The organism is Rhizobium sp. TRM95796, assembly GCF_025779995.1.
Lineage (GTDB): Bacteria > Pseudomonadota > Alphaproteobacteria > Rhizobiales > Rhizobiaceae > Rhizobium_E.
Map to the genome: position 1 here is coordinate 1 of NZ_JAOXHE010000009.1, position 13,628 is coordinate 13,628.

Sequence of the window (13,628 nt, forward strand, 5' to 3'; positions counted from 1 at the left end):
AGCCAGAATTCAGAGACGAGCGCGCCTGCCGCTAGAAGCAACCGCCGCCCCCGTCGATGTCCCGGCTTATACAAACCGACCCCAATACCGTCAACCGGAAAATCAAAAACAACAAAAGAAAAATGATAACGTGTTGATTTTATTAAGATGTTTCCGTGACGACTTCGTGAAGGCCTTGTGGCGCGAACACAGAGGGGGCGCCAGACCTGTTTCCGGCAGGTCTGGCGGCTGTTTCGGGTATCTCGATAGTTTCAGCGTTCAGCCCGCGCCTGAAACCGCGCAAGCAGGCCATTCAGCCAACCGGTCCGATCCACGAAACTGGCCGCCGAGGCCACCCCGGTCAGGAACCACATCAGTCCGCCCGTCTTCACCGAGTAGAACGAGTTGGAGATGATCATGATCAGCAGAAGATAGATGATCATCATTCCCCGAAAGGTCCATCCTCGCGCATGGCTCACGGGCAGCAGCACGAATGTCGTCCAAAGACCGACGAAACCGAACAGCCCGAACTTGGTGAGCGTGTAGGCATAGCCGGAATCGGCGGTGAAGACATCTGTGGCCTCCGCGCCGAAGATCACCGATGATGGCAGGTTGGTCAGGATGATCGCGGTGGCGGTAAATCTTCCGCCGATCCCATTGTCGGTGTCGTCATATCCAATCACCAAGCCGTAGAGCGCGAAGATCGTCAGGAACAGAAACGGCGCGATGATCCAGATCTGCTTCGGAGTCATGCTGAACAAGGGCCGCATGACCGTCACGACGATGCAGGTGTACAGGCCGAAGCGAGCGTCCGCCATGGTCACCAGCGACAGGGCGATGATCATCAACAGCCACCGATAGCGACATTCGCTGCGAAACAGCCCCCAGGAATAGAGGATCACGCCGAAATTGCCCATGGAAACAGGCTCGAGGAACACCGAGGACACGCGGTGCTGGCCCAAAAAAGGTAGGATCGTCCGTGGTTCGGGGCGGGTGCCCGATATGAACAGGCCCTTGGTCGCTCCGAAGCTGTCCTGCAACGTCACGGCGCCGCGAGAAATATAATAGCCCAGGACGTTGAACCATTCGAGGTATGTGTCGAGCATGAGATATTCGAACAGGGCGAAGGTCAGCGTGACGACGCCCGCCGCAAGCGCCAGACGGTCGGCGAGCCTGAGGTCGCGCAGCTTGTAGCCGAGCGCAAAGAAGATCGCCGGGCTCGCCACATCGCGAATCGCCTTGAGATCGGTCTGCTGGCGGAGCGCGAACAGCAACAGCATATAGCTGACGAAGATCGCCAGAAACAGCGGCAGACCCGGACGGCGATCCAGAGCCGCGACGAAGGCGCCGCCGGTCAACGCCATCTCCATCAGCATCACATGGCTGTCCGACATGGCGGTGATGCGAGTATTGACGAAGCAGAGAAACAGATTGAACGTCAGCGTGCCCAACACGCTTGCGACGGCGACGAACCGCGCGAACTGGATGGCCGGCGAGAACCCGTTTCGCTCTTCGGCAATCCGTATCGTCTCCGCCGCCGCCATGCCGTCACGCCGCCCTGTCGATCATCACCGCGCCGATCAGCCTGTCGTCGCCATCAGGCAGGTTGTCGATGAAAGTCCTGAGATCGTCCCGGCCGTAACCCTGCTCGGCCAATACGAGTATGCCGTCGGCCACTTGGAGCAGAGCGGCCTGATGGCGGCGCGCCACCGACCCGCGACCATCGACCAGGATGACGTGCGGTCGACGCAGCCGGTTGACGAAGTTGCGAAAAGTCGGCGCCTGGCCCGCGAGCGACGGGGCATGCGAGAGGCGCAAGTAATGCAGGATATGCGCGAGCGGCGCGTCCTCCTGCTCCGCGTCGTCCTGCGCCATGTCGTCACCATCCGCATAAAGGATGTCCAGTCCCTCCGCATGCAGACCCTCCGCCAATTTGGAGATCAGGCCCGCCGCTGGCCTGGCGCGATCGGGAGACAACAGGATGACGATATCGGTGGCTCCGCGGACCACCCGCTCCGCGATCTCCTCGACGATCAGCCCCACGCCGCGGCTGCCGATCTCGGCGCTGTCGCCGCGCGCACGAAACGAAGCGTTGGCGAGACGGCCGAGAACGGGCGAGCGCTCGACGAGATGCGCGATGATCGGCAGATCGGGACGCGTGGCGGCAATCTGTTCCGGTTTGTCCAGTGAGAAAGCTGTTCGGTCGCGCGCCTCGGACGGCGAGGAGTTTGCTGGGACCTCGGTCGTCGCCGCCTCGCCTCTCACCCGCTGAAACAGCGCGCCGCCGAGCTCGCGCAAGATCGCGATGCCGCAACCGGCCATAACGCCGAACAGACCGCCGGCGATGACGATCATGATCTTGGCGAGCATGGACGAGGACGCCACGCCGACCGCTTTGGAAATGATCCGCGAATTGTTGGTGTCGGCGAGGTCACGCTGGCCGAGCTCCTGCGAGCGCGACAGGAAGGTCTTGTAGAGCGTTCGCAGCGTATCGACCTGGCTCTGCAGCTCGCGCGCCTGAATGGCGGCGGCGCCGGCGTCGAAGCTCACGCCGGTCAGGTCGTTCAAGCGCCGTTCGAGCGCCGCGACATTGGCTTCGCCACGATCGACCGCGCTTTTGAGCGACACTTTGATGCGCTCGAGTTCCTGTTCGATCGCCTGACGCATGCCGGCGACCTGGCTCTGGATGGCGCGCATCTGCGGGTGATTGGCGCCGAGCGACGACGACCTTTCGTTCATTTGCGCCACGAGATCGGCATAGCGGGCGCGCATGGTCCCGAGCGGCACCGAAGCGATGGCCTCAGGGATGGCCCCGTCCTGCACCGAGCCGACCGTCAGAGACTTTGCCTGGTCATAGCTGGCGCGCTTTGCGCCGAGATCGGCCCGGGCCGCCAGAAGTTGTCGGTTGACGCCCTCGACCTGCTGGTCGATCACCAGCCCCTGCTGGCCGGTCGACACGATCTGGTTGGCCGCCTTGAAGGCCTCAAGCTCGTTCTCGGCCTTGCGCAGGCGCTGTGCGAGCGCCTGGGCCTGCAGCTGGAACGCGTCCGAAGCGCGCTCTGACGCTTCGCTTTTGGCTTCGTGGATCTTCTTCAGATAGACGCTGGAAATCGCATTGGCGATTTCCGCCGCCTTGACGGGATCCTGGTGCTTGAACGCGACGGCGACGACGAAAGACTGGCCCTGCTGCGTCACGAAGAGATTCTTCTGCATCACGGCGATCGCCGCCGAGCGGGCCAGGTCTTTGTCCGGTGGCGCTTTCCTGACCAGGAGCGGGTCGTTGGTCAAATCGAGCTTGTCGACCACCTCGCCGAGAATCTCGGCGGATTGAATCAGGTAGATCTGGCTCTCCAGCATCGCCGCATCCTGCGCGGGTCCCGCGATCTGCGGCGAGAGTTCCGTCTGGACCGTCGAGAGTCCCTCCGGATCGATCAAAATCTGGGCGATAGCCTGGGTCGGCGTCTTGACCACAACCGCATAGGCGCCGGCAAGGACCAGGCAAATCGCCGCCGTGACGACGACATAGAGCCACCGCCGCAACAGAATGCCCGGGAGTTCGAAGATGTCCATGCTCATGCCTTGGTTCTGAAACGGCCTTTGAATGGCTGGAATCAAGCCGCCCATTGGTCCGCAAGTATCGCGGCTTATGGTTAACGGAAGATAAATTCAAAGGGGGTTCGCCGCCATCGAAGGAGGCGTTCAAGGCATCCACCAAGGTGATCCCGGATCGGCCAGAGCCGGAAAACACGAAAGCCCGCCGCGGGAGGAGGTGCGACGGGCTTTCGGTAAACTCGATGACGACTTGGGAGGAGGAGCGTCGTCATCCTACGAGGCAGGACCCTTGGGAGGAGGAGTGGATCCTGCGATCTACAAGGCTTTGCGGGAGGAGGATGCATCGCCTTGTTGAAGATAGGTATAGCCGCGACCGCGAAAAAGCGCCAGCAAAATTGCTGCAGTGCAGCTATGCGATTTCCGCACGGCGCGCATGGAAAACCCGCCGGGCTGCGCCTCGGCGGGTTCTCGCAATCAATTCGGCGCAGGATCAGGCGGCCGCCAATTCCTTCTTCACCATCGCGCGCAGCGCGACCAGGTCCTTGGCGAAGGCGCGGATGCCCTCGGCAACTTTCTCCGTCGCCATGGCGTCTTCGTTCATCATCCAGCGGAAAGTCTTTTCATCGACGGCAATCTTGTCGACGGGCGTGGACCGTTCCGGCGACAACTTCCTTTCGAGCGTTCCCTGATCGGCGTCGAGTTGTTCCAGCAGCGCCGGGCTGATCGTCAGCCGATCGCAGCCCGCCAGCGCCTCGATCTCGCCGGTGTTGCGGAAGGATGCGCCCATGACCACGGTGTCGATGCCATGCGTCTTGTAGTAATTGTAGATCTCGCGCACCGACACCACGCCCGGATCGGTTTCCGACGTGTAGGTCTGGCCCGTCGACTTGGCGTACCAGTCGAGGATGCGGCCGACGAAGGGCGAAATCAGAAAGACCTTGGCGTCGGCGCAAGCCACAGCCTGGGCCATGCTGAACAACAGAGTCAGATTGCAGTCGATGCCTTCTTTCTGCAGGATCTCGGCGGCGCGAATGCCTTCCCAGGTCGAGGCGAGCTTCACCAGGATGCGGTCGCGCTCGATACCGCGCTCTTTATAGGCGGCGATGACGCCGCGCGCCTTGTTGACCGAGCCCTCGATATCGAAGGAGAGGTCGGCGTCGACTTCGGTCGAGACGCGGCCGGGAACGAGCTTGGAGAGCTCGACGCCGACCGAAATGGCCAGACGGTCGGCCACCGAGGCGATAACCGCCTCTTCCGCCCCGCCCCGTGTCTTGCCCCAGGCAACGGCTTCAGCGACCTGATCCTTGAACATCGGGGTTCCGAGAGCCTTGAGCACGATGGTCGGATTGGTCGTGCAGTCGATCGGCTTGAGTTTCGCCACGGCTTCGATATCGCCAGTGTCGGCCACGACGGTGGTCATGGCGCGAAGTTGTTCCAGTTTGGATGTCACATTGTCCTCCGTTCGAGCTACTCGGACCCGGCGCGCCGGAGAATCCGCGAGAGAAATATATGGCTTGTCTATTGCCGGATTATGCGACTTATGTCAAACAAAGAGCGCAAATGTTTCAGAAAAAATGCGCTGCGCTTCGGAGCGCCAAGCTGCGGCTTCCATGTCAACGTGGCGCGGCGCGCAAGGTTGCATCGCCCCTGCCCAGCGGAGGGGCCGGACGAGAAATGACTGGGAGAACGAAGACAGTTGGCGAAACTCGAGCGAAACAATCATACGCATCTGATGGATTCGCGCGCGCTGCGGCTCAGGGCCGCCTGGCTCTATTACAACCGTGGCCTGACGCAGAAGGACATCGCCGAACATCTCGGCGTCAGCCGCTCCACCGTCATTCGCATGCTGGATGAAGCGCTGAAGCGCGCCGAAGTGCAGATCTGGATCAACGAGCAGCCGGGCGATTGCACCGCGCTCGCCCTGCGCCTCGAGGAGATGCTGGGGCTCGACGAGGCCGTCGTGGTGCCGGGAGAAGGAAACACGGACGAGACCGCGCGCGATGTCGGCGCGGCGCTGGGTCGCTTTCTCTCGGAAGTGATCGCGGATGGACATGCCGTCGGCGTCGGATGGGGTCGCACGCTGAACGCATCGCTACAATCCTTCCGCCCTCCACGGCGCGAAAACGTGCAGATCGTATCCTTGCTAGGCGGCATCGTGGAAACCAATGCGGTCATCAATCCGATCGACTACTCCTGGCGGCTCGCGAGCCAGCTCGACGCCGATTGCCTGCTTCTGCTGGCGCCGCTGATCGTGGATTCGGCCGAGACCAAGCAGAGACTGATCGAGCGCTGCGGCCTCGGCAAACTTTTCGAGCGCGCCAAAAACCTCGACCTCGCCGTGATCAGCTGCGGCGATTTCAGCCCGACCGGCACGTCTATGTCGCACAATTTCATTTCTGCGGAGGACCATGCGTCGCTGCTCGAGACAGGCGCGGTCTGCGACACGCTTTGTCATTTCCTGGACGCGGACGGACGCGACGTCAGCCATCCGATCCAGGATCGCGTGATGACCGTCGGGCTCGATGCGATATCGCAGGCGAAGCACATCGTGCTCGCCTCGGGCGGCAGGCGGCGGGTTCCGGCGATCAAGGCCACCATCAAACGCACCGGCTGCCATACGCTCGTGACCGACGAGGCGGCCGCGCGGGGCTTGCTCGGCCTGGACTGACGCCGCGACGCGGGGGGTCTCTCCGGTCGCGTCTCAGAACACGACTTTTTCGAGAGGCCTGCGTCCGGCCTCGAACTCTCGCAGGGTCGCTTCGCGCGCTGCGATATAATTGCGGTCATAGGGCACCGCATCCTGGTGTCTGGCCAATTGCAATTGCATGATGAAGAGCCGGTCGTGGCGGAATGCGGTCTCCGACAAGGCGAGATAGAACTCCCACATACGGAAAAACCGCTCGTCATACAGCGCGATCGCTTCGGCCTTGCGCGCAACAAAGCGCTCGCGCCACGCCCGGAGCGTGTGCGCATAATGGATCGGCAGGATCTCGATATCCTTAATCAACAGGCCGGCGCTTTCGACGGCTGGCAGAACCTCCGCGATCGAGGGCATGTATCCGCCAGGGAATATATACTTTTCAATGAAAGGGTTGGTGGCGAAATTGGGCTTGGTCCTGCAGATCGAGTGCAGAACCATCACGCCCTTTTTATCGAGGCAGCTGGAGACCTTACGAAAAAACCGGCGGTAATTGCCGACGCCGACATGTTCGAACATGCCGACGGAGACGATGCGATCGAACTTGCCCTGGACATCCCGATAATCGGTGAGTTCGAAGCGCACGCGATTGGACAGCCCACGGCGCTGCACTCGATCTCGCGACACTTTCAATTGCTCTTCGCTCAGTGTTACGCCCGTGACGTCGACATTCTCCGCTTCGGCGAGATACATCGCCATCCCGCCCCAGCCAGAGCCGATTTCGAGCACGCGGTTGCCGTCCTCGAGCAGCAGTTTGGCGGCGATATGCCGTTTCTTGGCCAATTGCGCCTCATCGAGTGAGATGCCCGGAGGCTCGAAATAGGCGCAGGAATATTGCCAGTCCTCGTCGAGAAACAGATCGAACAGCTTGGCGCTGAGATCGTAATGATGCGAGACGTTTTGCAGGTTTCGGTTGATTGGAAACCGGCTCCAAAGCTGTGTCGACAGAGCTCGGGCAAATGTCCTGGCGGCGAGCTTGACATTGCCTGCCTTGCGGACGCCGTTGCGCCTGAGCAGCGACAGGAGATCGAAAACATTGCCGGCTTCGAGGATCAGCCTGCCGTCCATATACATTTCGGCGAGTTTGAGCGCAGGATCATCGACGATAGCCCGCTCTGCTTCGGCGTCGGCAATGCGAACGATTATGGTGTCTTCCGAGCCGTCGCCGAAGGTCCGCGTCTCGCCCGAGGCCAAGACGAGCTTGAGCGACCCTGTCTGCACGATCTTGCCAATCATTTGGGCGACGTCCGCCATACGATCCTCCCTGCCCCAGGGCAAATGATTACTGGAATCTAAATAAGAGAATGCGTCGGAGCGACACCGACCGCAAGTCGAAATCGCCGAAGGCGGCAATCTCGGGCGCTGTCAGGATCGCCGAATGGCTATTGGGGAAGCTGAGAATCGAAAAGGCCTGCCGTGGGAGGAGGATACGGCAGGCCTTCGAAAGTCGGCTTGGCGACGGGAGGAGGAGTGTCGCCAATCCTGCGAAGCAGCCTGGGAGGAGGAGTAGCTGCTTCGGTGAAGAGCTGCGCTGGGAGGAGGATGCGCCGCTCTCGTGGGGATATAGATAGCCTGGAGGATCGACCGCAAAAAGTCTGAATTTCGCAGCGCAGCCATGCAATTTTTCGATAGGTCATCCCGCCTTGTCCACAACCTCATGAAAAATATGATTTATCGGGAATGCGCTCAACTTGGGCGGGCGGACATCCATGTTCAAATATGACAGGATTGAGGCAGCCCGAGCGCAAAAAAGAAAGCGCCCGCCTTCATGGTGAAGGCGGGCGCTGCGTGAGATTTCTGATTTCTATCGGCGAGAGCGATTAAGCCGCGGCCGAGGCGCGTGCGATGCGACGGATATCATCGCGGGCGATGCCGAGGTCGTTCAGTTCGCGGTTGCTCATGCGACCGAGTTCGTTGACGGTCTGACGATATTTGCGCCAAGCGTTGATGCTGCGTGCGACGTTCATGATGATCCCTTTCCCGGGTCTTTGTGACGTCAGCTGCTATGCGTTTCCGCTTTGCCCCGGCGTCGTTTCGATGATTGGAATATAGGCGCTGCGAGAGTTTTCTAACAGCGCAAAGCTCTCACTGCACCCATGCCTCCAACGCATATCTCCGCCGGAAACACTGGAAGCGCCGGCTTCGGCCCCCTCTTCGGTCGTATTCTCTTCGATCGTCTTGCCAAGTTTCGCCCCGGGGGCTAAGCCCCGATGATACCGTTAACAGGAGCCCCGCCCGGGATGGCCGACAATCGCAAGCCGCCGACCATGGCCGATATCGCCCGCATCGCGGGCGTCTCCCTGATGACGGTGTCCCGAGCCTTCAAACCAGACAGTTTGATCAGCCGGGAGACGCGCGAAACCGTCCTGACGACCGCCGAGAACATCGGCTATGTCTTCGATTCCACCGCTTCCAATTTTCGATCGCAGAAATCCGATTTCGTCGCCGTCACCATCCCGGCGATCAGCAGCCCCAATTTCGCCGACACGATCGGCGGGCTGGCGGATCGTCTGGCGTCGCGCGGCCTGCAGATCCTGCTCGGCTACACGAATTACCACATGCAGGATGAGGAACGGCTGATCGAGCAGTTTCTCCGGCGTAAGCCGCAGGCGATCGTGGTCACCGGCGGCAGGCATACCGAGCGGGCCCGCAAGCTGCTGCAGAACGCCCATATGCCTGTGATCGAAACCTGGGATTCCCCGAGCGAGCCGATCGGCAATTACGTCGGCTTTTCCAATGCCGGCGCCGTGCGGCAGATGGTCGATCATTTCGTGGCTGTCGGTTATCGTCGCATCGCCTTCATCGGCGGCGATGTCGGACGCGACACGCGCGGCAGCGACCGGCGCATGGGGTTCATTGCCGCGATGGCCGCGCACGGACTCGATGCGTCACGATTGATCGCCGCCGGCCCGCCGCCGATTTCGGCTCTGGAGGGCGCCGCGGCGATGGCGCGGCTGTTGGAAACCTATCCCGACACAGAGGCGGTAATCTGCGTCTCCGACCAGTCCGCCTTCGGCGCCTTGACCGAATGCCAGCGGCGCGGCCTCACGCCGCCCACGGATATCGGCGTCGGCGGCTTCGGCAATTTCGAGATCGGCGCTGTGTCCAATCCCCGGCTCACCACCATCGATCCCTCGTCGCGGCTGATCGGTGAACGCACCGCAGTACTGATCCTCGACATCCTCGATGGGCATCCGGGCGACAACGTCGAGATCGCCCCGGCCCTGATCGTGCGCGAGAGCAGCCGTTAGGGTTCCTGCAGATTTTTTGGAAGTCGATAGGCGATGACGTAGTCGCCAGGCGTGGTTTCGAGCGCCGCATGGCCGCCGGCGACGATCACCACGATCTGATCGCCATTCGCGTCGAGATAGGTCATCGGCGTCGCCTGTCCGCCGGCGGGCAGCCTGGCGCGCCACAGCTCCTCGCCGCTGGCGACATCGTAGCCGCGGATGTAATCGTCGAGCGTCGCAGCCAGAAAAGCCACGCCTCCGCGCGTGACGATCGGCCCGCCGATGCCGGGAACGCCCATTTCGAAACGCAGCGGAACCGGCGCCAGATCGCGCACGGTGCCGTTGACGCGTTTGTAGCGCAGCGCCCCCGTATCGAGATCGGCGCTGGCGACGTAGCCCCATGGCGGCGCCTGGCAGGGTAGGCCGAGCGGTCCCACGAAGGGTCCGAGACGCACGCTGTAACGCAGCCCGGCATTGTCGATCAGCACGCTCTTCATGCGCTTCGGCGGGGTCTCCTTCGGCTTCTCATGCGGCACCAGCCGCGCCACGTAAGCCAGATAGGTCGGCATGCCGAACAGGATGCGGCGTTCGGGATCGACCGCGATCCCGCCCCAGTTGAAGACGCCGAAATTTCCGGGATAGACGATCGTTCCCTGCTGCGAGGGCGGCGTATAGCGCCCTTGGTAGCGGCGGGAGTGAAACCGGATGCGGCAGGAGAGTTGGTCGAACAGCGTCACACCCCACATATCCGCCTCGGTCAACGGCGGCGGCGAGAAGGACAGGGTCGAAAAAGGCTGCCGAGGCGCGGTCTGTTCTCCCGGAATGAGGCTTGCCGGCGCCTCCGCCTCGCCGACGGGCAGCAGGGGCGCGCCGGTCCGCCTGTCCAGCACATAGATGTCGCCCTGCTTGGTGGGCGCGGCGAGCGCCGGGACCATTTCGCCGGAGGCGGCGCGGAAGGAGAAGAGCGAGGGCTGCGCCGGAACATCCATGTCCCAGAGGTCATGCCGCACCGTCTAGAAGGACCAGCGCGCCCTGCCCGTTTCGATGTCGAGCGCCACGATCGCCGAGGAGAACTTTTCCATCGCCGGGCTGCGGCCCTGCCCCATCTGATCCGGCGGCCGATTGCCCATCGGCGCATAGACCAGCCCGAGTTCCTCGTCGGCAGACGAGATCGACCAGCTGTTGGGCGACCCGGCCGTGTAGAACTGGCCCTCGCCGAGCGGCTGCGTCGCCTCCGGATTGCCCGAATCCCAGTTCCACAAAAGGCGACCCGTGACAGCGTCATACGCGCGGATCACACCGGAGGGAGCATTCAGGCCAGCGCTGTCGCTCACCGCGCCGCCGATGATGATCTTGCCCTTGGCGACCACCGGCGGCGAGGTGTTGTAGAAAAATCCCGTCTCCGCATGCGGCAGGCCGCGCAGGAGATCGACGACGCCACTGTCTCCGAAGCTTCGACACAGCGATCCCGTATTGGCGTCGATGGCGGTCAGGCGACCGCCGGCGGCCGGCAGGAAGAGCCGTTGGCTGCATGTCGCGCCGGCTTCCGCCGCATCTTGGAAATAGGACACGCCGCGGCAGGTCTGGCTGCGCGGGGCAGCCTTCGCCTGTTTGACGGCGTCGAAGCGCCAGACTTCCTTGCCCGTCGTCGCATCGAGCGCGATGACCTGACTATGCGGCGTGCAGAGGAAAAGCCGGTTGCCAATCTTCAGCGGCGTCGCCTGATAGCTCGCCTCGACCACCTCTTTCCCGCGCTTCTTGTCGCCGGTCTGGAAGCGCCAGGCCTCCTCGAGAGAGCTGACATTCCCAGGTGTTATCAGATCGAGGGTGGAAAAGCGCTGCCCCGCAAGCGATCCGCCATAATGCGGCCAGTCGGCGCCCGGCGCATTCGAAGTCATGGCCGCAGGCTTGTCGGACGGGTCCGCATTCGGCGCCAGATCGAAATTAGTGAATTCGCCGAACCCCACGACCGCGACGACGAGGGCCAAGGGATAGCCGAGATAACCAAGGCGCGGCGGCAGGGAAGCCCGCCGCGTCAGCCGCTTGCGGAGCCATGGCGTCGAGAGCCACAGGGCGGTCAGCACGATGACGCTGATGCGCGGCAGCAGCCCCCACCAGTCGAAGCCCGCCTCGGCGACGGCCCAGCCGAGAACGGAGAGAGCCACCAGTCCGAAGACCGGAAGCACGACCGGGTCGCGACGCCAGAGCAGGACCGCGGAAGCGAGATAGGCCATGCCGATGGCCAAATAGGCGACGCTGCCGCCCAGCCACATGAGCGTCCAACCCTCGCGCGCCAGCACGAGCCCGATCGCCGCGCAAATTATGGATGTCAGCTTTTCAATCAACACGGCCCCTCCTCCGCGGGCCGCGACTTTTAACAGAACAACGCGCGGGCAGAAAGACGCGCGAAGACGCCATCCCCTTGAGACGCCAAGAAAATCCCGCTGCCGGACATGTGGACAGTCTTGATGTTCGCGCGATGGCTTACGGAATTGACTTAATTTCATATTTTCAATTATATTGAATGGACGTTCAGCAAATAAGGATGAGGTCGATGACTATACAGACCAAGATTGCCGCACCGCCCCAGGGCTGGGATCGACGCGGACTTCCCGGCTGGACCTATCACAGCCCCGCTCTGCTGGAGCTCGAAAAGGAGCATGTCTTCCGCCGCAGTTGGCAGCTCGCCTGCCATGTCTCCGACCTGCCCACGCCCGGCAGCTATATCACGCTGGACATCGTCGGCGAGCGGGCGCTGGTGCTGCGCGGGCAGGATGGCGCAATCCGGGCGTTTCACAATATCTGCAAGCATCGCGGCTCCCGGCTCGTCGCCGACGAGAAAGGCGCCTGCCGCAATGCGCTGGTCTGTCCGTTCCATGGCTGGGTGTATAATCTCGACGGCACGCTGCGCGGGCCGGCGCGGCCGGACACCTTTCCGCCGCTCGACAAACGCGAATTCGGCCTCAGCGAAATCGATTGCGAGGTCTGGCTCGGTTTCGTCTTCATCCGCTTCGCCGCCGGCGATCAGCCCGCCGTCGCTGATCTCATGGCCCCCTATCACGAGCAGCTCGCCCATTACCGGACGGATACGGCCGTGCCTGTCGGCAAGCTCTGGACGCAGACCTCGCCGGTCAATTGGAAGTCGGTGCGCGACGTCGACAATGAGGGCTATCACGTCGCCATGGCGCATCCGGCGCTGCAGGATCTCTATGGCTCGACCTATTATGACGAGCCCTTCGTCGACGGCGTCTGCCGGTCTTTCGCGACCTACAATCCCCATGCCGGGCGGCGCTGGAGCGTGCGCAACTATGTGAAACTGTCGAAAAACTCCATCGGCCTGCCGGAGACGCTGGAGAAGGCCTGGATCTATTACGGCCTGTTTCCCAACAACGTCATCGCCGTCACGCCCGAGGCCATTCAGTTCTACCAGGAATTTCCGCTATCGACCGGCGAGACGCTGCTGCGCGGCGCGGTCTATCGCTATCCGGAGGAAGACCGTCGCCAGCGGCTCGCCCGCTATCTCGCCGCCCGCATCGACCGCGACACGATGGCGGAAGATGTGCAACTGACCGTCTGGTCGAACGAGGCCATGGCGTCGAAAAGTTTTTCGAGCTTCTTTCTCTCCGATCTCGAATATGGCGTGCGCACCCATCACGACCACCTCCGCCGGGCGCTGCCGGTGATGACGCTCGACGCCGCGCCGGCCGAGAGCGAGATGGAGACCGTCAACGCCGCGCTTCGCCTTGCGCCGTCTGCGCCCCTGCCCTGACGGCGCGCCCGCCGGCCCCTTCAGCGAAATCGCGTCCCCTCTCATTATCGGCGCCGATCGATGCTAGGAGGGGGTAATCATCAAGCTGGAGATTCTGCCGTGAGCCAAGACTGGACCAAACCCGTGACCCTGGCGCTCGAAGGCCCCGGCACATTCACCACCATCCGCAATCTCCGCGAAGCCTCCTGGGCGCTGATCGAGGACTGGCCGCTCGAAGACGGCCCGGCGCTCGACCGTGCCCTGATCGTGATCGAGGCCGCGCTCAAGGGCAAGAAAAAACCCGAAGACGCCCGCATGGCCTTCATCGCCGCCGCGCGCGAGGCGCAAATCGAGATGCGGGAGTGACGCGGCGCCTCTCTGCGTCAACATGGCGAATGTCGCGAGACCCGGTTTGGGCGTA

General features: G+C 62.5%; 9 protein-coding genes and 1 pseudogene. 4 read left to right on the top strand and 6 right to left on the bottom strand.

Annotation, left to right across the window (positions count from 1 at the left end; all coding sequences use genetic code 11):
* Window positions 1-251: 251 nt before the first annotated feature.
* The 3 genes from OCK01_RS18425 to tal all read right to left on the bottom strand — a co-directional run bounded on the left by OCK01_RS18425 (window position 252) and on the right by tal (window position 4,981).
* Window positions 252-1,523 carry a UDP-phosphate alpha N-acetylglucosaminyltransferase gene (locus OCK01_RS18425; protein ID WP_263825189.1) on the bottom strand — a complete coding sequence of 424 codons (1,272 nt, stop codon included), beginning with the start codon at window positions 1,521-1,523 and terminating at the stop codon, window positions 252-254.
* Window positions 1,524-1,527: 4 nt separating this feature from the next.
* Entirely contained in the window at window positions 1,528-3,555 is a 2,028-nt protein-coding gene (locus OCK01_RS18430; protein ID WP_263825190.1) for a GumC family protein, read from the bottom strand.
* Window positions 3,556-4,021: 466 nt separating this feature from the next.
* On the bottom strand, window positions 4,022-4,981 hold the full coding sequence (gene tal, locus OCK01_RS18435) for a transaldolase (protein ID WP_263825191.1): 960 nt from the start codon (window positions 4,979-4,981) through the stop codon (window positions 4,022-4,024).
* 246 nt (window positions 4,982-5,227) lie between these two features.
* Between tal and OCK01_RS18440 the strand changes: the two genes are divergently transcribed.
* On the top strand, window positions 5,228-6,199 hold the full coding sequence (locus OCK01_RS18440; RefSeq protein ID WP_412179032.1) for a sugar-binding transcriptional regulator: 972 nt from the start codon (window positions 5,228-5,230) through the stop codon (window positions 6,197-6,199).
* A 33-nt stretch (window positions 6,200-6,232) separates the two neighbouring features.
* On the opposite strand, the gene OCK01_RS18445 is transcribed toward OCK01_RS18440, so the two are convergent.
* Complete coding sequence (locus OCK01_RS18445; RefSeq protein WP_263825192.1) at window positions 6,233-7,483, bottom strand: SAM-dependent methyltransferase; 1,251 nt, start codon at window positions 7,481-7,483, stop codon at window positions 6,233-6,235.
* Between the two features lie 566 nt (window positions 7,484-8,049).
* A complete protein-coding gene (locus tag OCK01_RS18450) occupies window positions 8,050-8,196 on the bottom strand; it encodes a DUF1127 domain-containing protein (RefSeq protein WP_182829733.1) in 147 nt (48 codons plus the stop codon).
* Between the two features lie 273 nt (window positions 8,197-8,469).
* Here OCK01_RS18450 and OCK01_RS18455 point away from each other — a divergent pair, with 273 nt between their 5' ends.
* Complete coding sequence (locus OCK01_RS18455) at window positions 8,470-9,480, top strand: LacI family DNA-binding transcriptional regulator (RefSeq protein ID WP_263825193.1); 1,011 nt, start codon at window positions 8,470-8,472, stop codon at window positions 9,478-9,480.
* On the opposite strand, the pseudogene OCK01_RS18460 reads toward OCK01_RS18455, so the two are convergent.
* Window positions 9,477-11,804, bottom strand: a pseudogene (locus OCK01_RS18460) (membrane-bound PQQ-dependent dehydrogenase, glucose/quinate/shikimate family). The gene OCK01_RS18455 and the pseudogene OCK01_RS18460 overlap by 4 nt on opposite strands.
* A gap of 209 nt (window positions 11,805-12,013) precedes the next feature.
* On the opposite strand from OCK01_RS18460, the gene OCK01_RS18465 reads away from it, so the two are divergent.
* The gene (locus OCK01_RS18465; protein ID WP_263825194.1) at window positions 12,014-13,228 is read left to right on the top strand and encodes an aromatic ring-hydroxylating oxygenase subunit alpha; all 1,215 of its coding nucleotides are present in this window, start codon (window positions 12,014-12,016) and stop codon (window positions 13,226-13,228) included.
* 60 nt (window positions 13,229-13,288) lie between these two features.
* Window positions 13,289-13,573, top strand: coding sequence for a DUF982 domain-containing protein (locus OCK01_RS18470; protein ID WP_412179033.1), 285 nt, complete (start codon window positions 13,289-13,291; stop codon window positions 13,571-13,573).
* Window positions 13,574-13,628 lie beyond the last annotated feature (55 nt).